Raw genomic sequence first — 24,205 nt, 5'->3', positions numbered from 1 at the left:
AAAAGCCAGAAAAGCGTGCTAACTCATTATTGTTAAATCAGTTTTCCACTTTATCTGGCAGAAAATAAAACCACTCACAACAAACACGACACAACTGATGGGGTAGTTCGCATGAAAATGACAGGTCGCGCGTTACTGGCAGGATGCGTTGCATTGGCGATGAGCCATGCGGCAATGGCGAAAGAGATTAAAATAGCTATCGTAGGTGCCGCTACTGGTCCGGTCGCGCAATATGGTGATATGGAATTTACCGGCGCTGCACAGGCGATTAAAGATATTAATGCCAAAGGCGGCGTGAACGGCGACAAACTGGTCGGTGTGGAATATGACGACGCCTGCGACCCAAAACAAGCGGTTGCGGTGGCGAACAAGGTGATCAACGACGGCATTAAGTATGTTATCGGCCACCTGTGCTCCTCCTCAACTCAGCCCGCTTCAGATATCTACAACGACGAAGGCGTGCTGATGATTACCCCCGCGGCCACGGCACCTGAACTCACGGCACGTGGCTATGCAGATGTGATGCGCACCACCGGTCTGGATTCTGACCAGGGCCCAACGGCGGCGAACTACATTCTGGATGTGATCAAACCTAAACGTATCGCTGTGGTGCATGACAAACAGCAGTACGGCCAGGGCCTCGCGGAATCCGTACAAAAAACCCTGAAGGCCAAAGGCGGCAACGTGGTGATGTTCGAAGGTATCACCGCGGGCGATAAAGATTTCTCTACGCTGGTTGCGCGTCTGAAGAAAGAGAACGTGGATTTCGTGTACTACGGTGGTTACTACCCGGAGCTGGGCCAGATTCTGCGCCAGGCGAAAGCGGCAGGCCTGAAAGCCGGCTTTATGGGACCAGAAGGTGTGGGTAACGCCTCGCTGTCTAACATCGCAGGCGACGCTTCTGAAGGGCTGTATGTAACCTTACCAAAACGTTACGACCAGCTGCCGCAGAACAAGGCGATTGTTGAAGCCATTAAAGCGAATACCGCGTCTAACCGCAAAGATCCAACCGGCCCCTTTGTCTGGACAACCTACGCGGCGATTCAGTCTCTGGTAACTGGTATTGAACGCAGTAAGAGCGATGAGCCAGATGCGATTGCGAAGAACCTGAAAACCGGCGCGCCTGTGCCGACAGTGATGGGTGACCTGAGCTGGGATCAGAAAGGCGATCTGAAAGGCTTCGAGTTTGGTGTCTTCAAATGGCACAAAGACGGTTCATCCACCGCGGTTAAATAAGGTCATGACGCTTCCCTGCAGCCTTTGCTCGGGGAAGCAGGCCAAAGCGATGCGCCCTGTGGGGTAATGCTTTCGCCTTGCTAACCCTCTCCTGCTGGCAGGAGAGGGGTTTTCTGGTTTCTGAGTAGGTCCTCATTATGTCCGAGCAGTTTCTCTATTTCATTCAGCAGATGTTCAACGGGGTCACCCTCGGGAGCACCTACGCGCTGATCGCCATTGGCTACACCATGGTTTACGGCATTATCGGCATGATCAACTTCGCCCACGGCGAGGTCTATATGATCGGCAGCTATGTCTCTTTTATGGTGATTGCTGCCCTGATGATGATGGGCATTGATACCTCATGGCTCATGATCGCCGCCGGCTTTGTGATGGCAGTGATTATTTCCAGCGCCTATGGCTGGAGCATTGAGCGCGTGGCTTACCGGCCGGTTCGCTCTTCCAAGCGCCTGATTGCGCTGATCTCCGCCATCGGAATGTCCATCTTCCTGCAAAACTACGTCAGCCTCACCCAGGGCTCGCGCGATCTTGCGTTGCCGAGCTTAATTACCGGCCAGTGGACGCTGGGAGAAAGCAATGGTTTCGCGGCTACGCTGTCGACGATGCAGCTGGTGATCTGGGTGGTGACGTTCCTGACCATGCTGGCGCTGACCCTGTTTATTCGCTATTCCCGCATGGGCCGCGCCTGCCGAGCCTGTGCTGAAGACCTGAAGATGGCCAGCCTGCTGGGCATTAATACGGATCGCGTCATTTCGCTGACCTTCGTGATTGGTGCCGCGATGGCGGCGGTGGCCGGCGTGCTGTTAGGCCAGTTTTATGGCTCCATCAACCCCTTTATCGGCTTCATGGCGGGCATGAAAGCCTTTACCGCAGCGGTGCTGGGCGGCATTGGCAGTATTCCCGGCGCGATGATTGGCGGTCTGGTGCTGGGCATTGCTGAAGCCCTGACCTCGGCTTATCTCTCCACGGAATATAAAGATGTGGTGTCGTTTGCCTTACTGATCGTGGTGCTGCTGGTGATGCCGACCGGCATTCTGGGCCGTCCGGAGGTAGAGAAAGTATGAAACGCCTTGGTCTGGTCAATGCGCTGATCTCTACGGTCATGTTGCTGGTTCTGGCTGCGTTCTTTATGGGAATGCGCCTCGATCTGAATGGTACGAAGCTACAGGTGGTCAATGCCGGTAGCGTGCGCTGGAACTGGATATTTATCGGTTGTGCGGTGGTGTTTCTGTTCCAGCTGCTGCGTCCGCTGCTTCAGGGCAAGCTGAAGCGCAGCAGTGGCGGTCTGGTGCTGCCTGGGTTTGATGGTTCCACGCCGAAGCAAAAACTTGTCATGGCGTTAATGATCGCTGCTGCCGTTATCTGGCCTTTTCTGGTCTCGCGCGGCAGCGTTGATATTGCGACGCTGACGCTCATCTACATCATGCTGGGCCTGGGGCTGAACGTGGTGGTTGGGCTATCGGGGCTGCTGGTTCTGGGCTATGGCGGCTTCTATGCCATCGGTGCCTATACCTTTGCTTTGCTCAATCATTACTATGGTTTCGGTTTCTGGCAGAGCCTGCCGCTGGCCGGATTAGTGGCCGCGGCCTTTGGCCTGCTGCTGGGGTTCCCGGTATTGCGGCTGCGCGGCGATTATCTGGCTATCGTGACGCTGGGCTTCGGCGAAATCGTCCGTATTCTGCTGCTTAACAATACCGCGATTACAGGGGGACCGAACGGTATTGCCCAGATTCCCAAACCCACTTTCTTCGGCCTGGAGTTCGGCCGCCGCGTCAGTGAAGGGGGATGGGGCACGTTTCACGAGGTCTTTGGCATGAAGTACGATCCCAGCGACAGGGTGATTTTCCTGTATCTGGTGGCGTTACTGTTAGTGGTGTTGACGCTGTTTGTGATTAACCGTCTGCTGCGTATGCCGCTTGGACGGGCCTGGGAAGCACTGCGTGAAGATGAGATTGCCTGTCGCTCGCTGGGCTTAAGCCCGACCCGTATTAAGCTGACTGCCTTTACTATCAGTGCGGCTTTTGCGGGGTTTGCCGGTACGCTGTTTGCCGCCCGCCAGGGATTTGTCAGTCCCGAATCCTTTACCTTCGTTGAATCCGCGTTTGTGCTGGCCATCGTGGTTCTGGGCGGAATGGGATCGCAGTTTGCGGTGATTCTGGCCGCCATTCTGCTGGTGGTGTCGCGTGAACTGATGCGCGACCTCAATGAGTACAGCATGCTGGTCCTCGGTGGGTTGATGGTGCTGATGATGATCTGGCGGCCGCAGGGTTTATTGCCGATGAAGCGTCCACACCTGAAACTCAGGCAGGGTAAACAAGGAGAGCAGGCATGAGTCAGCCTTTATTAGCCGTTGAAGGCCTGATGATGCGCTTCGGCGGTCTGTTAGCCGTAAACAACGTCAAACTGGAACTGCGTCCACAGGAAATCGTGTCGCTTATCGGTCCGAACGGAGCAGGCAAAACCACCGTGTTCAACTGCCTGACAGGTTTCTACAAGCCAACAGGCGGCAGCATTACCTTGCGTGACAAGAATCTGGCTGGTTTATCCGGGCAGAAGATCGCGCGCATGGGGATTGTCCGTACCTTTCAGCATGTGCGCCTGTTCCGCGAAATGACGGTGATAGAAAACCTGCTGGTCGCGCAGCACCAACATCTGAAAAGCGGGGTCTTTTCCGGCCTGATTAAAACGCCCGCCTTTCGCCGCAGTGAAGGCGAGGCGCTGGATCGTGCCGCCACCTGGCTCGAACGCGTCGGGTTGCTGGACATGGCCAACCGCCAGGCCGGTAATCTGGCCTACGGTCAGCAGCGCCGCCTGGAGATCGCCCGCTGCATGGTGACGCGTCCGGAGATTTTAATGCTGGATGAACCGGCCGCCGGGCTTAACCCCAAAGAAACGCACGAGCTTGATGAATTGATTGCCGAGTTACGTGGCGAACATAAGGTTTCCGTTTTATTGATTGAGCACGACATGAAACTGGTCATGGGCATTTCCGATCGTATCTATGTGGTTAATCAGGGAACGCCACTGGCTAACGGCACGCCGGAAGAGATTCGTAACAATCCGGACGTGATCCGTGCCTATTTAGGAGAGGCGTAATATGGCCATGTTAACCATTGATAACGTCAGTGCGCATTACGGCAAAATTCAGGCCCTGCATGGCGTAAGCCTGCATATCGATCAGGGTGAGATCGTCACGCTGATTGGTGCCAACGGTGCCGGTAAAACCACGCTGCTGGGTACGCTGTGCGGCGAACCGCGCGCCACCAGCGGCACCATTACTTTTGATGGCAAAGCCATTACCGACTGGCAAACGGCGCGCATTATGCGTGAAGCCATTGCCATCGTGCCTGAAGGCCGTCGCGTATTTTCACGTATGACCGTGGAAGAGAATCTGGCGATGGGCGGTTTTTTTGCCAGTCGTCAGCAGTATCTGCAGCGCATCGAACGTGTTTACCAGCTGTTCCCGCGTCTGGCTGAGCGTAAAATTCAGCGGGCAGGCACGATGTCCGGTGGCGAACAGCAGATGCTGGCTATCGGTCGGGCACTGATGAGCCAGCCGCGCCTGTTGTTACTCGATGAGCCTTCTCTGGGCCTGGCGCCGATTATTATTCAGCAAATATTCGATACGATTGAGCAGTTACGCAGCGAAGGCATGACGATTTTCCTGGTCGAGCAAAACGCGAACCAGGCACTGAAACTGGCCGACAGGGGCTACGTACTGGAAAACGGTCACGTGGTGCTGGAGGACAGCGGTGAGGCATTGCTTTCTAACGAGGCCGTGCGCAGCGCGTATCTGGGCGCCTAGCTTTCTGGCCTGACGTTCCTGCCAGGCCAGGATCCGGCAGCGCCCCTCCTCGTACAGGTGTGGGCGCTGTTTCTCAGCGCTGCCTTAGCTGCATTCTTCTGCACTCGCCTGTCGTCATCATGCATTAATCCCGCTTATCCCTGTCATCTTCTGACATTCTGTCGTCATTTTTCCGTCATCTGACTGTTATTTTTCCGTCATTTCCGCGTGTCATGTTACTTCGCGAGCAAAAAATGCGTGATAACGCGCGTACCTACCTGAACAGGAAAATTCTATGTCCGTTGTTACTTTTCGTCGTAGCCTGATGAGCGCACTGCTCGGTCTGGCGATCAGTGGTAATGCACTGGCCGTAACTGAGATCCCTTTCTGGCACTCAATGGAAGGCGAGTTAGGCAAAGAAGTTGACTCACTGGCACAACGTTTTAACCAGGAGCACCCCGACTACAAGATCGTCCCGGTGTATAAAGGGAACTACGAACAGAGTCTGGCGGCAGGTATCGCTGCGGTCCGCACAGGAAAAGCCCCTGCGCTGTTACAGGTTTACGAAGTGGGTACGGCAACCATGATGGCCTCCAAAGCCATCGTGCCGGTGTACCAGGTGTTTAAAGATGCTGGCATCCCAATGGATGAGAAGCAGTTTGTGCCTGCGGTCGCCGGTTACTACAGCAACGCACAAGGCCAGCTGATCTCTCAACCCTTCAACAGCTCCACGCCCGTGCTGTACTACAACAAAGACGCGTTTAAAAAAGCGGGCCTGAATCCGGACCAGCCGCCAAAAACCTGGCAGGAACTGGCAAAGGATGCCGACGCGCTGCGTAAGTCAGGCATGAGCTGCGGCTATGCCAGCGGCTGGCAGGGATGGATCCAGATTGAAAACTTCAGTGCCTGGAACGGTCTGCCGGTGGCGACCAAGAACAATGGTTTCGACGGCACTGATGCCGTGCTGGAGTTCAACAAGCCGGCACAGGTTCGTCATATCCAGCTACTGGAAGATATGAACAAGAAAGGTGACTTCACCTATTTTGGTCGTAAAGATGAATCGACCGCCAAGTTCTACAACGGGGATTGTGGTATGACGACGGCCTCATCCGGCTCGCTGGCCGACATCCGTCATTATGCCAAATTCAACTACGGCGTAGGCATGATGCCTTACGATGCGGATATCCCGAATGCGCCACAGAACGCGATTATCGGCGGTGCCAGCCTGTGGGTGATGAAGGGCAAAGATGCTAACACCTACAAAGGTGCAGCGGAATTCATGAAATTCCTCACCGAGCCAAAAATTGCGGCGGAATGGCATCAGAAAACCGGCTACCTGCCGATTACCACTGCGGCATATGAGCTGACGAAGAAAGAAGGCTTCTACGATAAAAATCCAGGCGCGGATATCGCCATTCGCCAGATGATGAACAAGCCACCATTGCCTTACACCAAAGGCATGCGTCTGGGGAATATGCCTCAGATCCGTACCATTCTGGATGAAGAGCTGGAAGGCGTCTGGACCGGCAAGCAGTCACCGCAGGCGGCACTGGATAACGCAGTGAAACGCGGTAACGAACTGCTGCGTCGTTTCGAGCAACAGAACAAGTAATCCGGTGTGCAGGCCAGCTCCGGCTGGCCTTTTTTCCCCAAAGTCAGAGAACGTTATGTCTCCATCTCGCCCGGTGTTTCGCAATCGCCTGTTACCCTATTTGCTGGTGCTCCCGCAGCTCCTGATCACCGCTATTTTCTTTGTCTGGCCAGCGGGTGAAGCGCTGTGGTATTCCCTGCAAAACCTGGATCCCTTCGGTATCTCCAGCACCTTTGTCGGGCTGGATAACTTCAAACGGCTGTTTTCCGATAGCCTCTATCTGGATACCTTCTGGACCACGATCAAGTTCAGCGGGATGGTGGCGTTTTTTGGCATGGTATCGTCTTTGCTCCTGGCGGCACTGGTGGACTATGTCGTGCGGCTGCGCAAGCTGTATCAGATGCTGCTGCTGTTGCCCTACGCCGTGGCGCCGGTTATTGCCGCGGTATTATGGATGTTTCTGTTCAGCCCCGGCCTGGGTTTACTCAGCTATCTGCTTAACCACATGGGCTATAACTGGAACTTTGCCCAAAACAGCGGTCAAGCTATGTTTCTGGTGGTGCTGGCCTCGGTGTGGCAACAGATGAGCTACAACTTCCTGTTCTTTTTTGCGGCATTACAGTCGATACCGAAGTCGCTGGTTGAAGCCGCCGCCATTGATGGCGCGGGGCCGGTGCGCCGCTTCTTCTCGATTTCGCTCCCGTTGATCACGCCGGTAAGCTTCTTTCTGCTGGTGGTCAATCTGATCTATGCCTTCTTCGATACCTTCCCGGTGATTGATGCCGCGACAGGCGGTGGTCCGGTTCAGGCAACGACCACGCTTATCTATAAAATTTACCGGGAAGGCTTCACCGGCCTCGATCTCTCCTCTTCAGCCGCGCAGTCCGTGGTGTTAATGCTGCTGGTGATTGGCCTGACGGTCATTCAGTTCCGTTTTGTTGAGCGTAAGGTGCAATACCAATGATTGAAAACCGTCGCGGACTGGACATATTCAGCCATGTGGTGCTGGTGTTGGGCATCCTGACCATTCTGTTTCCGCTCTATGTCGCCTTTGTGGCGGCTACGCTGGATAACGACGCCGTGTATAACGTCCCGATGACGCTGATTCCCGGCACGCACCTGTGGGAAAACATTTCGAACATCTGGACGCGCGGGGTTAACGGCAACGGTCCGGCCTTTAGCGTGATGCTGATGAACAGCGTCATCATGGCGCTGGGTATTACGATTGGCAAAATCCTGGTGTCGATTCTGTCGGCCTTTGCGCTGGTGTGGTTTCGTTTTCCACTGCGTTCGCTGTTCTTTTGGATGATCTTTATTACCCTGATGCTGCCGGTTGAGGTGCGCATTTTCCCGACGGTGCAGGTTATCGCCGATCTTAATCTGCTGGACAGCTACAGCGGGCTGACCCTGCCCCTGATGGCCTCAGCTACCGCCACTTTTCTGTTTCGGCAGTTCTTTATGTCGCTACCGGATGAGTTAATCGAAGCGGCGCGCATTGACGGGGCCAGCGCGATGCGTTTTTTCTGGGACATCGTGCTGCCGCTGTCAAAAACTAACCTGGCGGCGCTGTTCGTGATCACCTTTATCTATGGCTGGAACCAGTATCTCTGGCCGCTGTTAATCATTGATAACGCCAACCTGGGCACTGCCGTGGCTGGCATTAAAAGCATGATCTCCACCAGCGGTTCGCCGACCCAGTGGAACGAAGTGATGGCGGCAATGTTGTTAACCCTGATTCCACCGGTGGTGGTGGTATTTGTTATGCAGCGCGCCTTTGTGCGTGGTCTGGTTGAGAGCGAGAAATAAAGATGGCAGGCGTAACCCTTCAGGCGGTGACCAAGTCTTACGACGGTAAAAATCAGATCATCCAACCGCTCAACGTCACGATCAACGACGGCGAGTTTATGGTGATGGTGGGCCCTTCGGGCTGTGGCAAATCCACGCTGTTGCGTATGGTCGCCGGACTGGAGCGGGTGAGCTCTGGCGATATCTATATTGCCGATAAACGTGTCACTCACGAAGAGCCAAAAGACCGCGGCATTGCCATGGTGTTTCAAAACTATGCGCTCTATCCTCATATGTCCGTCGAAGAGAACATGGCTTACGGCCTGAAAATCCGCGGCATGAGTAAAGAACATGTTCGTCAACGTGTGCTGGAAGCCGCACGGAGCCTGGAGCTGGATCACCTGCTGACGCGCCGTCCGCGTGAGTTATCGGGTGGGCAGCGCCAGCGCGTGGCCATGGGCCGCGCTATCGTGCGTGAGCCTGCCGTGTTTCTGTTTGATGAGCCCCTCTCTAATCTGGATGCCCGCCTGCGTGTCCAGATGCGCCTGGAGCTTCAGCAGCTGCACCGTCGTCTGCAAACCACCAGCCTGTACGTGACGCACGATCAGGTCGAGGCGATGACGCTGGCACAGCGCGTCATGGTCATGAACAAAGGCATACTGGAGCAGATCGGCACGCCGGTAGAGGTCTATGAACGGCCCGCCAGCCAGTTTGTCGCGTCTTTTATGGGCTCACCGGCCATGAATCTGATCCATGGCAATATCAGCCAGGAGGGGACGCGCTTTACGATTGATGCCTCCCACGGGATAGCCATTGGCGAGGGAAAAGCGAAGTGGGCCAACCGTCCCGTCGTCCTTGGCGTACGACCAGAACATATTCAGATCAGCAGCCAGGCGCAGGGCGGAATTCCGTTCCGGGTGGAAACCCTGGAAATGCTCGGGGCGGATAATCTGGCGCATGGCCGCATCGGTGAGGCACGTTTAGTGGTACGCTTGCCCCACAGCGAGCGCCCTGAAGCAGGCAGTACCTTATGGCTGCATCTGCCCCTGGGGTCGCTACATTTCTTCGATTCAACGCACGGGAAACGTCTGGAATGAGTAAAAAACAGTGGCCTTATCCGCCCATCGTCGCCCATCGGGGCGGAGGAAAGCTGGCACCGGAAAATACACTTGCGGCAATTGATACGGGCGCCAGATATGGTCACCTGATGATTGAATTCGACGCCAAACTGTCGGCCGATGCGCATATTTTCCTGCTGCATGACGATACGTTAGATCGTACCAGCAACGGCTGGGGCGTAGCGGGTGAACTGCCCTGGGACAAGCTGTCACAGCTGGATGCGGGCGGCTGGTTTAGCGATGTGTTTCAGGGGGAAAAGCTGGCCCGGCTGGATGAGGTCGCCGAGCGCTGTCGCCAGCATGGGATGATGGCCAATATCGAAATTAAACCTACAACAGGAACGGATGCAGAAACCGGGCGCGCTATTGCTCAGGCAGCCGCCGCGCTGTGGCAGGGACAAACGCTGCCATTGCTGTCATCATTTTCCTTTGAGGCGCTGGAAGCCGCGATGCAGGCTGAACCTCAGCTACCGCGTGGGCTGTTGTCCCATAGCTGGGACACCGCGTGGAAAGCGAAAACCCGCGCGCTCGACTGCACCTCCATTCATCTCAATCATAAGGTGTTAACCGAGGCGCGGGTGGCAGAACTGAAAGAGGCCGATCTGCATATTCTGGTTTATACCGTAAACAGCCCTGACCGGGCCAGAACGCTGTTGAAATGGGGCGTTGATGCCATCTGTACGGACAGCATCGACATCATCGGCCCCGATTTCCGCTAATACTGACTCTGTTGATTCTGCTGCTGGCCCGGCTGCGATTTAATCACTCGCTGCTGGGCACTGTCTCGTTGTTCCTGCAGTTTACGCTGTAAATCCTGATTCTGACGCTGCTGATCCTGTTGCAGTTTGTTCTGTTGTTGCTGCGACTGGTTGAGCATCTGCGTTTGCATGCGCTGCTGGCTAGGGTTATAGCCGGGTTGATTAGGATTGTTGGTGTTATTCAGCATGTTCGCCATGCCGCTTAACGGCAGCAGGGCGGCAAAAACCATAAGCCACTTTTTCATTTTTATCCTCCAGTAAACGACCGGGTGCTGTGTGTGCGTGCCCAAATCGGGTCACGGGGTCGTTATCATAATTCTATGCACGGGTTCAGATTCCTGCTCCAGGAGTGCACTGAATTTGCGTTAATTCTTGATATTCGACTGTGTTTGTAGTCAGTTACATAAAGAATAAAGAAATGTAAATAAAAGTGGAGAGTGGAAACAACATGATGATGCAAGGCAAACTGCGCCAGCTGGGCTGGTCATTATTGATGAGTTTTACTGTTGTGACCGGGGCGGGTGCCGCGCCGGTTCAGGCACCGCCCGTCTCTTATGGTGTCGACAGCGATACGTTTCATCCGGTTAAGGCGCATAACGGTATGGTGGCCTCGGTTGATGCGCTGGCAACCCAGGTTGGGGTGGATATCCTGCGCCAGGGGGGGAACGCCGTGGATGCCGCCGTTGCGGTGGGCTTTGCGCTGGCGGTCACGCATCCGCAGGCGGGCAACCTGGGCGGTGGGGGCTTTATGCTGCTGCGCACGGCATCAGGACAGACCACGGCCATCGATTTCCGTGAAATGGCCCCGGCGGCGGCTTCACGCGATATGTTCCTGGATAAGCAGGGAAATGCCGATAGCAAGCTTTCCCTCACTTCGCACCTGGCCTCAGGTACGCCCGGCACCGTGGCGGGTTTTGCTTTAGCCGTCAATAAATATGGCACGCTGCCGCTCAGCAAGCTGCTGGCGCCTGCTATTAAACTGGCGCGTGACGGTTTTGTCGTCAACGATGCGCTGGCGGATGACCTGAAAACCTACGGTAAGGAAGTGCTGATTACGCATCCCAATAGCAAAGCCATTTTCTATAAGGCTGATGGTACGCCGTGGCAGAAGGGCGACCGTCTGGTGCAAAAAAATCTGGCCCACAGCTTACAACTGATTGCGCAGCAAGGCCCGGATGCCTTCTATAAAGGAAAAATTGCCGATCAAATCGCTGCCGAAATGGCCCAGCATGGCGGGTTAATTAATAAAGCCGATTTAGCAGCCTATCATGCGGTTGAACGTAAGCCCGTCAGCGGCACCTATCGTGGTTATGAGGTGTTTTCCATGCCACCGCCTTCATCGGGCGGCATTCATATCGTGCAGATCCTGAATATCCTGGAAAATTTTGATTTGGGCAAAATGGGCTTCGGCAGCGCGGACGCGATGCAGGTCATGGCGGAAGCGGAGAAGTATGCTTACGCGGACCGTTCCGAATATCTGGGCGATCCGGATTTCGTCAAGGTGCCCTGGCAGGCGCTGACCAGCAAAGCCTATGCGAAGTCACTGGCGCAGCAGATTGATATTGCCAAAGCCCGCCCGTCCAGCGAGATCAAGCCGGGTAAACTGGCCCCTTACGAAAGTAATCAAACTACTCACTTCTCCGTGGTGGACAAAAGTGGCAATGCGGTCGCTGTCACCTACACGCTTAACACCTACTTCGGCAGCGGTATCGTCGCCGGTAACAGCGGCATTCTGATGAATAACCAGATGGATGATTTCTCTGCCAAGCCGGGCACGCCGAATGTTTACGGGTTAGTCGGCGGCGAAGCCAATGCCGTGCAGGCCGGGAAGCGTCCGCTGTCTTCGATGTCACCGACTATCGTGGTGAAAGACGGGAAAACATGGCTGGTAACGGGTAGCCCGGGCGGCAGCCGCATTATCACCACGGTATTGCAGATGGTGGTGAACAGTATTGATTACGGGATGAACGTGGCAGAGGCGACCAACGCGCCGCGCTTCCATCATCAATGGCTGCCCGATCAGCTGCGTGTTGAAAAGGGATTCAGTCCGGATACCTTGCGGTTACTGGAGGCCAAAGGCCAGCATGTGAAAGTGTTGCCGTCGATGGGCAGTACCCAAAGTATTATGATTGGGCCTGACGGTACGCTGTATGGCGCGTCCGATCCGCGCACCGTAGATGACCTGAGCGCAGGTTACTGATGAAAACGGGCAGCCCTTTGGCTGCCCGTAATCTTATGTTTTCAGCCTCGCCATATAATGTGTATCGATCAAGGCACCCTCACGCATGGCGAAGCCTTGCGCGGTGCCTTCAATTCGGAAGCCGAACTTGTGATACAGCGCTATCGCGTTGTCATTGTCGGCAAACACCGTGAGTTCAATGCGCGTAACCTGTAGCCAGTTGTCGCAGAGATCGATCATCGCGGCCATCAGGGCGCTGCCAATCCCGCGACGATGAAACGCCGGATCGACGCCCATCCCCAGGCTGGCACAATGCCATCGCCGTGCGGCCGTCATTCCCTCAAGCGTAAGTTGCCCAACGACCTGCTCACCGAGACAGGCAACGAGCATATAAACGCCCGCGCGCGGGTTGGCGAGTTTCTGCTCCCACAGCGAGGGGGAAGGATAAGGCAGGTGCAGGGTAGCCGCCTGCGTTTCGGGCTGGCTGTAAAGACGCGTTAATGCGGATGCGTCAGAAGGGATAGCATGACGAATGGTTACCGTGTTCATAGCGCTTATCCTTGTTGGCAGGGTGATAACCCTTTCAACTTCAAGGTATTTACGCATGACGTCAATAAAAGAATGTGCAAAAAGACTTTACAGATGCGAATGATAATGATTATTATTGTCATGCTTTCTCGCGTGTCATCGACACGGTAGAACGCACGACATTGCTCACATTGCTTCCAGTATTATTTAGCCAGCCGGGTGCTGGCTTTTTTTTGCTACCTCTTCCCGCCAGGCCTCCTTCAGCCCCTTTCAACAACCCGTGATTTAATGTTCATAATTTTTGAACAGAGAGGTGAAGTTTTTCAGCTATCAATCTTTTACGCCGGATACCACACTATAAAAAACAGTGAGGAGATTTGAACATGATCTATTTACGTAAAGCTGAAGAACGCGGTCACGCGAATCACGGTTGGCTGGACAGCTGGCATACCTTTTCCTTTGCCAACTATTACGATGCCAATTTTATGGGCTTTTCGGCGTTACGCGTCATTAACGAAGACGTGATCGATCCGGGTCAGGGCTTTGGTACGCATCCCCATAAAGACATGGAAATTCTGACCTATGTGCTGTCAGGTACCGTTGAACATCAGGACAGCATGGGGAATAAAGAACAGATACCGGCAGGCGAATTCCAGATTATGAGTGCCGGTACGGGCGTGCGTCATTCAGAATATAACGCCAGCCAAACCGAACCCCTGCACCTCTACCAAATCTGGATTATTCCAGAAAGCACAGGGATAGAGCCGCGCTACGCTCAGCGCCGTTTTCCCGACGTACAGGGACGCCAGTATATTCTGACGCCTGATGCCCGTGACGGATCGCTCAAAGTCTGGCAGGACATGACGTTGTCGCGCTGGGTATTTGCGGCGGGCGACAGCGACAGCGTGGTACCCGACGCGGGCCGCCGTATCTGGATCCAGGTGGTGAAGGGCCAGGTCAAGGTAAACGGTCAGCCAGCGACAAACAGCGATGCTTTTGCCATCTGGGACGAAAGCAGCCTGGTGCTCGAAGCAGACAGCGCCGCGGAAGTCCTGCTGTTTGATCTGCCGCCGGTATAAGCCTGTTGGGGCGGGCATATCTCGCCCCACTGGCAATCTGGCTGCAAAAAAGTGATAGACTCGTCGTAACTTGCTTTCAGGGCTATCCAGGCGCTTACGATGAAGAAGAAAAGACCGGTTTTACAGGACGTTGCCGATCGTATCGGTATCACCAAAATGACTGTCAGTCGTTATCTGCGTAATCCCGAGCAGGTGTCCGTTGCGCTGGGGAAAAAGATTGCCGTGGCGCTGGATGAACTGGGATACATACCGAATCGTGCCCCGGATATGCTGTCGAATGCGACCAGCCGCGCCATTGGCGTGTTGCTGCCTTCCCTGACCAATCAGGTTTTTGCCGACGTACTGCGTGGCATTGAAGCCGTCACCGATGAGGCCGGTTATCAGACGCTGGTGGCGCACTTTGGCTATAACCCGGAAAAAGAAGAGCGTCAGCTACGGTCGTTGCTGGGCTGGAACATCGACGGCGTTATCCTGACGGAGCGCACCCACACGCCCGGCACGTTGCGCATGCTGGAAGTGGCGGGGATTCCGGTCATTGAAATGATGGACAGCGTTACCCCTTGTCTTGATATGGCGGTCGGCTTTGACAATGTCGAGGCGGCCCGGCAGATGACGCTGGCAATCATCAATAAAGGTCATCGTCATACCGTTTATCTGGGCGCGCGTCTGGATGAGCGAACGCTGCAAAAACAGCGCGGTTATGAAGCCGCCATGCGCGAGGCCGGATTAACGCCGCGCAGCGTGATGATGGAAGAAGCCTCCTCGTTTAGCGCAGGCGGCGATCTGCTGCGTGAAGCGCAGCGCCGTTATCCTCAGACAGACAGCCTGTTCTGTACCAATGACGATCTGGCGGTCGGCGCGATGTTTGAGTGTCAGCGACAGGGACTCAAGGTGCCTTCCCAAATGGCGATTGCCGGTTTCCACGGCCATGATATTAGCCAGGTTGTCACGCCGCAGCTGGCAACGGTACTCACCCCGCGCGACCGAATGGGACGTGAGTCTGCTGCATTATTACTGGCGCGTATCGCCGGGGAACACAGCGTTACACCACCTCTGGATATCGGTTTTGAGATTCTGGAAGGTGGCAGTATCTGATTAACGCGATTTTATGAAGCAGCTCACACTTTAACGCTTTGGGATGTAAAAAGGTTGCCAGCATGTAATGCCACCAGGACAATGTGCTCCACCATTGTTATCGGTAACATGGCAGACTGACTGAACTTGCCGGAGTAAAAAATGACCACGCAATCTTCGCCACATCACGTTTTTATTCTGATGGGTGTTTCAGGCAGCGGTAAATCCGTTGTCGCTAACCAGGTTTCTCACCAGTTGAACACCGCGTTTCTCGACGGTGATTTTCTTCATCCGCGTGCCAATATCCTGAAAATGGCAGAAGGCCATCCACTGGATGATAACGATCGTCTGCCCTGGTTACAGGCTCTGAACGACGCGGCTTTCGCGATGCAACGCACCCAGGCCATTTCCATCATCGTCTGTTCAGCCCTGAAAAAGCATTACCGCGACATTCTTCGTCAGGGCAATGACAACCTGCGTTTTGTGTATCTGAAAGGGGATTTCGATACCATCGAAGCCCGTCTGAAGGCGCGTAAAGGCCACTTCTTCAAGCCGCAAATGCTGGTGACGCAGTTTGCCACCCTGGAAGAGCCGGGCAGTGATGAAAAAGATGTGCTGGTCGTGGATATCGCGAACCCGCTGGATGAGGTTGTGGCGGCGACGGTTGCGACCATCAAGGACGCCATTAATCAAGGCTAGGCCATGAATACCGCAACACTTATTTTAACCGCAGCAGGCTCTGTCCTGCTGCTGCTCTTTCTGGTGATGAAAGCCCGCATGCATGCCTTTCTTGCCTTGATGCTGGTTTCAGTCGGAGCCGGGCTGTTATCCGGTATGCCACTGGATAACATCGCCGAAACCATGCAGAAAGGCATGGGCGGCACGCTGGGCTTTCTGGCAATTGTGGTGGCGCTGGGCGCGATGTTCGGCAAGATCCTGCATGAAACCGGTGCCGTTGACCAAATTGCGGTTCGCATGCTCAAGACCTTTGGCGAAAACCGCGCCCACTTTGCCATGGGAATCGCCGGGCTAATCTGCGCCTTACCGCTCTTCTTTGAAGTTGCCGTGGTACTGCTTATCAGCATTGCTTTCGCCGTCGCCCGACGCACGGGGGATAATCTGGTGAAGCTGGTGATACCGCTGTTTGCCGGAGTGGCCGCCGCCGCGGCCTTTCTGCTGCCGGGGCCTGCGCCCATGTTGCTGGCGTCTCAGATGCACGCAGATTTTGGCTGGATGATTTTAATCGGCCTGTGCGCTGCGCTGCCGGGCATGCTGATTGCCGGGCCGCTGTTTGGTAATTATATCGCCAGACGCGTTTCGTTCAGCGCGCCTCCTGAAGATCATCAGCCGGATATTGATGAAAACAAGCTGCCCTCTTTTGGTTTTAGCCTGGCATTAATCCTGTTTCCTCTCGTGCTGGTCGGGTTAAAAACCATTGGCGCACGCTTCACCACGGAAGGCACCGCGCTTTATCAATGGCTGGAATTTATCGGCCATCCTTTTATCGCCATTCTGCTGGCCTGCCTGGTGGCTATTTACGGCCTGGCTTATCGTCAGGGCATGGAAAAAGAGAAAGTGATGCAGATTTGCGGCAGCGCACTGCAGCCAGCGGGCATTATTTTGCTGGTGATTGGTGCAGGCGGCGTCTTTAAACAGGTACTGGTCGATTCCGGCGTAGGGCCTGTGCTGGGAAATGCCCTGACCGGTGCCGGGCTGCCCGTTGCGCTGGCCTGTTTTATTCTGTCTGGGGCGGTCCGGGTGATTCAGGGATCGGCCACGGTCGCCTGTTTGACGACAGTGGGACTGATCATGCCTGTGATTGAGCCACTGCATTATAACGGCGCGCAGCTGGCGGCCTTGTCCATCTGTATCGGTGGCGGTTCCATTATTATCAGCCATGTTAACGATGCAGGTTTCTGGTTGTTTGGGCGATTTACCGGCGCCACGGAAGGGGAAACCTTAAAGACGTGGACATTGATGGAGACCATTTTGGGCACCGTCGGTGCCGTAGTCGGCATGATCGCCTTTACGCTGCTTTCCTGATGCGTTGTAACCGGGCAGGGCTGCCCGGTTACAATCGACCATGGTTACAACTTCAGATACACGCGAATCCCGTCTAAGAACATCTGCGTTGCCAGCATAATCAGTATCAATCCCATCAGACGTTCCAGCGCATTAACGCCCTTATCGCCCAGCAGCCGAAGAAACAGGCCTGACAACAGCAGAATCATGACCGTTACGCCCCAGGCAATGAGCAGGGCACCCACCAGATGCGACATTTGATTGGGATACTGATGCGACAGCAGCATCAGGGTCGCCAGCAATGACGGCCCTGCCACCAGGGGAATCGCCAGCGGCACCAGAAAAGGCTCTTCTCCCGCCGGTAAGCCCGTGCTACTGCTTTCAGGTGACGGGAAAATCATTTTGATGGCGATTAAAAACAGGATGACGCCACCAGATATGGACACGGTTTCAGTACGCAGGTTGAGAAAGGCCAGAATTCGCTCGCCGGTAAACAAAAACAGCAACATGATGATGAGCGCAATCAGCATTTCACGAATAAGCACGACTCGCCGACGTTTCGGTTCCAGATGCTTTAAAACCGACATAAAAATCGGCAAATTGCCTAAGGGATCCATTATTAACAACAATAATATTGTTGCCGAGATCATTTCAGTCATTCGTTTTACGTCTTCTCGTTATAGATAAAGTCAGGTTATTAGCGGTGTTGCTGAAAAAGTTGGCCTGATTACATTAATTCACTTGCCAGAAAAGCTGCATTTTGTAGAGTAAATCATCACAGGCAGATCTGATTATTACGCAGAGTGGCGTGAGAGTACCACGACACTTTTCCCTTCGATAAGAAAGTCAGGTGTTTATCATCCTGAAACGGACATGACATGAAGAATGTAGGTTTAGTTGGTTGGCGCGGTATGGTTGGCTCAGTGCTGATGTCCCGCATGAGCGAAGAACGGGATTTTGATGTGATCAATCCGGTCTTCTTCTCCACCTCGCAGCACGGTGAAGCGGCCCCGACGTTTGCAGGCAAGCAGCAGGGTACGTTGCAGGATGCCTTTGATATTGAGGCGTTGAACGCGCTGGATATCATTATCACCTGTCAGGGCGGTGACTACACCTCTGAGATCTATCCAAAACTGCGCGCCAGCGGCTGGAATGGCTACTGGATCGATGCGGCGTCAACGCTGCGTATGAAAGACGATGCCATCATTATTCTCGATCCGGTTAACCATCAGGTTATTCGTCAGGGCATCGACAGCGGCGTAAAAACCTTTGTTGGCGGTAACTGCACCGTCAGCCTGATGTTAATGTCGCTAGGCGGTCTGTTTGCACAGGATTTGGTGGAATGGGCCTCAGTGGCAACCTATCAGGCGGCATCCGGCGGCGGCGCGCGTCATATGCGCGAACTGCTGACGCAGATGGGCATGTTGCACGATCACGTGGCGACTTCTCTGCAAAACCCGGCTTCGGCGATTCTGGATATTGAGCGAAGCGTAACGGATTTCACCCGCTCTGGTACGCTGCCAACGGATAACTTTGGCGTGCCGTTGGCGGGCAGCCTGATTCCGTGGATCGACAAGCAACTCGAAAACGGTCAGAGCCGCGAAGAGTGGAAAGGTCAGGCCGAAACGAACAAAATTCTGGCGACCCCGCGCGTCATTCCGGTTGACGGGCTGTGCGTCCGCGTGGGCGCGCTGCGCTGCCACAGCCAGGCCTTTACGCTGAAGCTTAAAAAAGACCTGCCGCTGGCGGAAATTGAGCAACTGCTGGCTTCCCACAATGAATGGGTGAAAGTGGTGCCTAACGATCGTGAACTCACCCTGCGTGAACTCACCCCAGCCGCCGTGACCGGTACGCTGAATACACCGGTAGGACGTCTTCGCAAGTTGAATATGGGGCCAGAATATCTTTCTGCCTTTACTGTCGGCGATCAGCTTCTTTGGGGCGCTGCCGAGCCGCTGCGTCGCATGTTGCGTTTGCTCATCGACTAAATCTGAAAGCATCAAAAGACCGGACTTGTCCGGTCTTATTCCCATAAATCACTGCAAATTGTTCTACTGTTACGATCGCTAAGTGATCCGCTTCCCCTTTTTGCCTGTCCAGAAATAAATTTTTGCTTATCTGCTCTTATAACCGCTGTCATCAAGCTATGATTTAACAAGGGTGCGCCGCGAGTTAACTGTTTTACTTTATTAACTAAATGGTTGTTGTAGATGGGAAAGACATTTTTTCGAGGAACGTACTGGCACTGTTTTTCACCGATGTCCATCAAACCGATGAGGCGGATAAATCATATCTGACTGGCAGCGCTTAACCCGCGATGCTGGCGGCTTCGCTCTGCGCTAAAACCCGGCGGCGCCTGAGATACGCGGTGCAGCAGCTGGGCGGTAAAACGTCCTCCTCCCGGCCGGTCTTTCCGAAAAAAAGAACGGCTTAAGCGGAATGGCGGGCTCTTAGCGAAAAGTGGCCGGTTTTTATTAAATAAGATGAAACGCGAATCTGTTATACATTAATATAATTTAATTTTTTGCGGGGCGGTTCGCAAAAATAAAAGGCGGGTGTTCTCTCTTAAAAACGTTCTTACATCAGATGATGTAGGTGATGACTGCCTTTTTTAGCCAGGGCCGGCTTGCACGTGAAAGTAAAAGTTATTTAATGTCTGGAGGCTTGCCGGATGGGCATCTGGCGGTACTACGGGCTTTGCATTGAGCAGACAGGCTTGATGCTAACTGGTTGTGATTTAAGGAGGCGCGTGGTGAGGAGCGTTTCGTTTTGACACCCACGCCGCTGTACTCATGGCTCAATGAAGAGCAGCGCAACAGACCTGCGATAACACGACGTCGTGGTCTTTTCGCCTGCCAACTATCACAGGAAGAAAGTCATGTCAGAGCTACCCGATCGCCAGGCGATCAATGCCCTTTTTGCGGGTAATTATTCCGACCCCTTTTCACTGCTGGGGATGCATAAAACCGAAAATGGTCTTGAAGTGCGTGCGCTGCTTCCGGAAGCCCTGGAAGTCTGGGTCATTGAAACCTCAACAGGACGCAAACTGGTCCAACTGAAGTGTGATGATTCTCGTGGTTTTTTCAGTGGCGTCGTTCCTCGTCGTAAAAATCCGTTTCGCTATCAACTGGCGGTTAACTGGCACGGCCAGCAGAACCTCATTGATGATGCCTACCGCTTTGGCCCTTTGTTGCAAGAGATGGACTTGTGGCTGCTGGCAGAAGGCACGCACCTGCGGCCCTATGAAACGCTGGGCGCCCACGGCGACGTCATTGATGGTGTGATTGGTACGCGTTTTTGTGTCTGGGCACCTAACGCACGCCGCGTATCGGTTGTCGGTGATTTCAACTTTTGGGACGGCCGTCGTCATCCGATGCGTCTGCGTCAGGAAATGGGCGTCTGGGAGCTGTTTGTTCCCGGCGCCGTTAACGGGCAACTCTATAAATTTGAAATCATCGATGCCCATGGACAGCTCCGTATCAAGGCCGATCCTTTAGCATTTGAAGCACAAATGCGTCCGCAAACCGCATCAATGATTTGCGGCCTGCCCGAAAAAGTGGAGATGTCGGCCTCACGCAAAGCGGCAAATGAGTTTGATAAACCCATCTCTATCTACGAAGTGCATCTGGGATCGTGGCGTCGCCATACTGATGACAACTTCTGGCTCAGTTACAAAGAGCTGGCTGAACAGCTGGTGCCTTACGTTAAAGAGATGGGGTTTACCCATATCGAGCTGCTGCCCATTAACGAACATCCGTTTGACGGCAGTTGGGGTTATCAGCCGCTCGGTATGTACGCGCCCACCCGCCGTTTCGGTACCCGTGATGAATTCCGCTACTTTATCGACAGCGCCCATGCCGCAGGGCTGAATGTGTTACTGGACTGGGTGCCAGGCCATTTCCCGAGCGATGATTTTGGTCTGGCGAAGTTTGATGGCACCGAACTGTATGAGCACAGCGATCCGCGTGAAGGTTACCATCAGGACTGGAATACACTGATTTACAACTTTGGCCGTCGGGAAGTCAGTAACTTCCTGGCAGGCAATGCACTGTACTGGATGGAGCGCTTCGGTATTGATGGCCTGCGTGTCGATGCGGTGGCTTCAATGATCTATCGTGATTACAGCCGCGCCGAAGGCGAGTGGATCCCCAATCAATACGGTGGTCGCGAAAATCTCGAAGCCATCAATTTCCTGCGTTATACCAACCGTACTTTGGGACACTTCGCCCCAGGTTCAGTGACGATGGCTGAAGAGTCCACAGACTATCCTGGTGTTTCACGACCGCCTGAAGGTGGCGGCCTGGGGTTCTGGTACAAATGGAACTTGGGCTGGATGCATGACACGCTGGACTATATGAAACTCGACCCGGTACATCGCCGCTACCATCATAATCTGATGAGCTTTGGCATCATGTACAACTACAGCGAAAACTTCGTCCTGCCGCTGTCGCACGATGAAGTGGTGCACGGAAAACGCTCTATTCTTGATCGCATGCCGGGAGATGCCTGGCAAAAATTCGCTAACCTGCGTGCCTACTACGGCTGGATGTGGGCGTTTCCGGGTAAGAAGCTGTTATTCATGGGCAACGAATTTGCGCAGGGCAAAGAGTGGAATCACGATGTCAGCCTTGACTGGCACCTGCTCGAAGGTGAGGACAACTGGCATCACGGCGTTAAGCGTCTGGTGCGCGATCTGAACCATACCTATCAGCATTACACCTCCCTGCATCAGCTTGATTTCGATCCAGCGGGGTTTGAGTGGCTGGTTGTTGATGATGCAGAGCATTCCGTCTTTGCGTTTGTACGTCGCGACCGTGATGGCAATGAAGTGATTGTTGTCAGCAACTTTACCCCTGTCCCGCGTCCGGGCTATCGCTTCGGCGTGAACCAGGCGGGCAGCTGGCGCGAAGTGCTTAATACCGACCAGCATGAATACCACGGCAGCGACGTGCGCAATCATCTGGTGCACACCGATCAGCAGGAAAGTCATGGCCGCCCGCAATCGCTGAGCCTGAATTTACCGCCACTGGCGACGGTATGGTTCGTGCGGGAGGGGGAATGATATTACGTGCCGGACATCCCCAACCGCTGGGTGCCAGCTACGATGGGAAAGGGGTCAATTTTACGCTGTTTTCCCATCACGCTGAGCGTGTTGAACTGTGCCTGTTCGATGAGAACGGCCTTGAGCAGCGCGTTGAACTCACTGAGCGAAGCGGCGATATCTGGCACGGCTATCTGCCCGGACTCAAGCCCGGACAGCGTTATGGCTATCGGGTACACGGGCCGTGGGCGCCCCAGCAGGGGCACTTTTTTAATCCTGCCAAACTGTTAATCGATCCCTGCGCCAGAGCAGTGCAGGGCGATGTCCCCGACGATCCGCGCTTTCACTGCGGGTATGGCGAGCCTGATGGTCGTGATAACGCCGCCCTCGCTCCCAAGAGCATTGTCGTGACGGACGATTTCGACTGGCAAGGGGATGTGCCGCCGCGCACGTCGTGGGGCGATAGCGTCATTTACGAAGCGCATGTCCGCGGTCTGACGCAGCTGCATCCCGGCATTCCCGAACCCCTGCGCGGCACCTATGCTGCTCTGGGCCATCCGGTGATGGTGGATTACCTGCTGAAAATGGGCATCACCGCCATTGAGCTCCTGCCCATTGCGCAGTTCGCCAGCGAGCCTCGCCTGCTGCGCCTGGGACTGACTAACTACTGGGGTTATAACCCCTTTGCCCTCTGGGCTGTCGATCCCCGCTATGCATCGGGTCAGGATGGCCTGTCTCCTCTGCAAGAGTTTCAGCAGGCGGTAAAGCGTCTGCACGCTGCCGGGATTGAGGTGCTGCTGGATGTGGTGTTTAACCACACGGCGGAACTGGATGACACCGGACCGACGCTTTCCTTTCGCGGCATTGATAACGCCAGCTATTACTGGCTGGACGAACAGGGCGATTATCACAACTGGACCGGCTGCGGCAATACCCTGAACCTCAGCCATCCGCAGGTAATGAACTGGACGCTGGAGGCGCTGCGCTACTGGGTGCGCGTCTGTCACGTCGATGGTTTCCGCTTTGATCTTGCGCCGGTGCTGGGTCGCGAACCGGATTATCACCGCGATGCGGCTCTGTTTGAGGCCATTCGCGCCTGTCCGATACTGTCAAAAGTCAAACTGATCGCCGAGCCCTGGGATATCGGTCCAGGCGGTTATCAGGTAGGCAATTTTCCTGCGCCCTTTGCAGAATGGAACGATCAATTTCGCGATACGACCCGGCGCGCATGGCTGCATGGTGACGTCAGCCTGGGGGAATTTGCCTGCCGGTTTGCCGCGTCAAGCGACCTTTTTCAGCATGACGATCGCAGGCCACACGCGACCATCAATCTGATTACCGCTCACGATGGTTTTACCCTGCGCGACCTCGTGAGTTTCAACAATAAACATAACGAAGTTAACGGTGAAGAAAACCGTGACGGGCATGGTAACAACTATAGCCACAATCATGGTACAGAAGGTCTGGAGAGCAGTGCGGAGGTGGCGCAGCGTCGGCGCCGCAGCATGCAAGGGCTGCTGACCACGCTGCTGCTTTCTCAGGGAACGCCCATGCTGCTGGCGGGAGACGAACGGGGTCAAAGTCAGCAGGGCAATAACAATGCGTATTGCCAGGACAATCCTCTGAGCTGGCTCAACTGGCACGATGACGAAAAAGCGCTGGTCGATTTTACGGCGTCGCTGATTCAACTGCGCAAGCGAATTCCTGCACTCACAGCAGATCGCTGGTGGCAGAACGATGACGGCAATGTTCAGTGGCTGGACGCCCAGGGTAATCCCGTAGATGAAGCTGGCTGGAAGCAGGGCATGTGTAGCCTGCAGATTCTGCTTTCAGACCGCTGGTTAATAACAATAAATGCGACAGATTCGATATGTGATATCGCCTTACCAGACGGAGAATGGCACGTCCTTCCTCCTTTCACCGGGGAATGTCACCCCATCCGGTTAACTGTCTGGCATGGTCCCGCACACGCTGTGTGTGTGTTCCAAAAGCAATGATAAGGAGTCAGAC

The 24,205-nt window shown here is 54.6% G+C and carries 21 protein-coding genes; 18 read left to right on the top strand and 3 right to left on the bottom strand.

Translation table 11 applies throughout. From position 1 onward, the window contains the following. Positions 1 to 111: 111 nt before the first annotated feature. The 10 genes from EL29_RS16855 (at position 112) to ugpQ (ending at position 10,233) form a co-directional block, all read left to right on the top strand. A complete protein-coding gene (locus EL29_RS16855) occupies positions 112 to 1,236 on the top strand; it encodes a branched-chain amino acid ABC transporter substrate-binding protein (protein ID WP_013027557.1) in 1,125 nt (374 codons plus the stop codon). A 137-nt stretch (positions 1,237 to 1,373) separates the two neighbouring features. Continuing rightward, positions 1,374 to 2,300: a high-affinity branched-chain amino acid ABC transporter permease LivH gene (gene livH / locus EL29_RS16850; protein ID WP_014594805.1), complete on the top strand. Its 927-nt coding sequence runs from the start codon at positions 1,374 to 1,376 to the stop codon at positions 2,298 to 2,300. After that, positions 2,297 to 3,568 carry a high-affinity branched-chain amino acid ABC transporter permease LivM gene (locus EL29_RS16845; protein ID WP_013027555.1) on the top strand — a complete coding sequence of 424 codons (1,272 nt, stop codon included), beginning with the start codon at positions 2,297 to 2,299 and terminating at the stop codon, positions 3,566 to 3,568. The genes livH and EL29_RS16845 overlap by 4 nt, the downstream gene beginning before the upstream one ends. Next, positions 3,565 to 4,332 carry a high-affinity branched-chain amino acid ABC transporter ATP-binding protein LivG gene (gene livG / locus EL29_RS16840; protein WP_013027554.1) on the top strand — a complete coding sequence of 256 codons (768 nt, stop codon included), beginning with the start codon at positions 3,565 to 3,567 and terminating at the stop codon, positions 4,330 to 4,332. The genes EL29_RS16845 and livG overlap by 4 nt, the downstream gene beginning before the upstream one ends. Position 4,333: 1 nt before the next feature. Further along, positions 4,334 to 5,041, top strand: a complete 708-nt coding sequence (livF, locus tag EL29_RS16835; protein ID WP_013027553.1) for a high-affinity branched-chain amino acid ABC transporter ATP-binding protein LivF — start codon at positions 4,334 to 4,336, stop codon at positions 5,039 to 5,041. A 274-nt stretch (positions 5,042 to 5,315) separates the two neighbouring features. Then, complete coding sequence (gene ugpB, locus EL29_RS16830) at positions 5,316 to 6,632, top strand: sn-glycerol-3-phosphate ABC transporter substrate-binding protein UgpB (RefSeq protein ID WP_013027552.1); 1,317 nt, start codon at positions 5,316 to 5,318, stop codon at positions 6,630 to 6,632. A gap of 55 nt (positions 6,633 to 6,687) precedes the next feature. Beyond that, a complete protein-coding gene (gene ugpA / locus EL29_RS16825) occupies positions 6,688 to 7,575 on the top strand; it encodes a sn-glycerol-3-phosphate ABC transporter permease UgpA (protein ID WP_014594803.1) in 888 nt (295 codons plus the stop codon). Then, the gene (gene ugpE, locus EL29_RS16820; RefSeq protein WP_013027550.1) at positions 7,572 to 8,417 is read left to right on the top strand and encodes a sn-glycerol-3-phosphate ABC transporter permease UgpE; all 846 of its coding nucleotides are present in this window, start codon (positions 7,572 to 7,574) and stop codon (positions 8,415 to 8,417) included. Before ugpA ends, ugpE begins: the two co-directional genes overlap by 4 nt. A gap of 2 nt (positions 8,418 to 8,419) precedes the next feature. Continuing rightward, on the top strand, positions 8,420 to 9,493 hold the full coding sequence (locus EL29_RS16815) for a sn-glycerol-3-phosphate import ATP-binding protein UgpC (protein ID WP_028715888.1): 1,074 nt from the start codon (positions 8,420 to 8,422) through the stop codon (positions 9,491 to 9,493). Continuing rightward, positions 9,490 to 10,233: a glycerophosphodiester phosphodiesterase gene (gene ugpQ, locus EL29_RS16810; RefSeq protein WP_022622524.1), complete on the top strand. Its 744-nt coding sequence runs from the start codon at positions 9,490 to 9,492 to the stop codon at positions 10,231 to 10,233. Before EL29_RS16815 ends, ugpQ begins: the two co-directional genes overlap by 4 nt. On the opposite strand, the gene EL29_RS16805 is transcribed toward ugpQ, so the two are convergent. After that, positions 10,230 to 10,517: a DUF2756 domain-containing protein gene (locus EL29_RS16805; RefSeq protein WP_014604833.1), complete on the bottom strand. Its 288-nt coding sequence runs from the start codon at positions 10,515 to 10,517 to the stop codon at positions 10,230 to 10,232. The genes ugpQ and EL29_RS16805 overlap by 4 nt on opposite strands. 203 nt (positions 10,518 to 10,720) lie before the next feature. On the opposite strand from EL29_RS16805, the gene ggt reads away from it, so the two are divergent. Next, positions 10,721 to 12,472: a gamma-glutamyltransferase gene (gene ggt / locus EL29_RS16800; RefSeq protein ID WP_028715887.1), complete on the top strand. Its 1,752-nt coding sequence runs from the start codon at positions 10,721 to 10,723 to the stop codon at positions 12,470 to 12,472. A gap of 33 nt (positions 12,473 to 12,505) precedes the next feature. Here ggt and EL29_RS16795 read toward each other — a convergent pair whose 3' ends face one another. Beyond that, entirely contained in the window at positions 12,506 to 13,000 is a 495-nt protein-coding gene (locus EL29_RS16795) for a GNAT family N-acetyltransferase (RefSeq protein ID WP_028715886.1), read from the bottom strand. Positions 13,001 to 13,362: 362 nt separating this feature from the next. On the opposite strand from EL29_RS16795, the gene EL29_RS16790 reads away from it, so the two are divergent. From EL29_RS16790 to gntU, 4 genes are all read left to right on the top strand, one after another. After that, the gene (locus EL29_RS16790; RefSeq protein WP_014594800.1) at positions 13,363 to 14,058 is read left to right on the top strand and encodes a pirin family protein; all 696 of its coding nucleotides are present in this window, start codon (positions 13,363 to 13,365) and stop codon (positions 14,056 to 14,058) included. Positions 14,059 to 14,157: 99 nt separating this feature from the next. Further along, the gene (gene gntR / locus EL29_RS16785) at positions 14,158 to 15,153 is read left to right on the top strand and encodes a gluconate operon transcriptional repressor GntR (protein ID WP_013027543.1); all 996 of its coding nucleotides are present in this window, start codon (positions 14,158 to 14,160) and stop codon (positions 15,151 to 15,153) included. Between the two features lie 141 nt (positions 15,154 to 15,294). Continuing rightward, entirely contained in the window at positions 15,295 to 15,831 is a 537-nt protein-coding gene (gene gntK / locus EL29_RS16780) for a gluconokinase (RefSeq protein WP_014604836.1), read from the top strand. A 3-nt stretch (positions 15,832 to 15,834) separates the two neighbouring features. Continuing rightward, positions 15,835 to 17,175: a gluconate transporter gene (gene gntU, locus EL29_RS16775; protein WP_028715885.1), complete on the top strand. Its 1,341-nt coding sequence runs from the start codon at positions 15,835 to 15,837 to the stop codon at positions 17,173 to 17,175. Between the two features lie 44 nt (positions 17,176 to 17,219). Here the strand turns inward: gntU and EL29_RS16770 are convergent, their stop codons facing one another. Then, positions 17,220 to 17,813 carry a YhgN family NAAT transporter gene (locus EL29_RS16770; protein ID WP_006121032.1) on the bottom strand — a complete coding sequence of 198 codons (594 nt, stop codon included), beginning with the start codon at positions 17,811 to 17,813 and terminating at the stop codon, positions 17,220 to 17,222. Positions 17,814 to 18,032: 219 nt separating this feature from the next. Here EL29_RS16770 and asd point away from each other — a divergent pair, with 219 nt between their 5' ends. From asd to glgX, 3 genes are all read left to right on the top strand, one after another. Continuing rightward, positions 18,033 to 19,142 carry an aspartate-semialdehyde dehydrogenase gene (gene asd, locus EL29_RS16765; protein WP_013027540.1) on the top strand — a complete coding sequence of 370 codons (1,110 nt, stop codon included), beginning with the start codon at positions 18,033 to 18,035 and terminating at the stop codon, positions 19,140 to 19,142. Between the two features lie 890 nt (positions 19,143 to 20,032). Further along, the gene (gene glgB, locus EL29_RS16760; protein ID WP_028715884.1) at positions 20,033 to 22,216 is read left to right on the top strand and encodes a 1,4-alpha-glucan branching enzyme; all 2,184 of its coding nucleotides are present in this window, start codon (positions 20,033 to 20,035) and stop codon (positions 22,214 to 22,216) included. Further along, a complete protein-coding gene (glgX, locus tag EL29_RS16755) occupies positions 22,213 to 24,192 on the top strand; it encodes a glycogen debranching protein GlgX (RefSeq protein ID WP_235193337.1) in 1,980 nt (659 codons plus the stop codon). Before glgB ends, glgX begins: the two co-directional genes overlap by 4 nt. Positions 24,193 to 24,205: the final 13 nt, after the last annotated feature.

Origin of the sequence: Pantoea ananatis LMG 2665 (assembly GCF_000710035.2) — a bacterium.
In the GTDB taxonomy this organism is placed as follows: Bacteria; Pseudomonadota; Gammaproteobacteria; order Enterobacterales; family Enterobacteriaceae; genus Pantoea; species Pantoea ananatis.
This window is presented reverse-complemented; position numbering and strand designations above follow the sequence as displayed.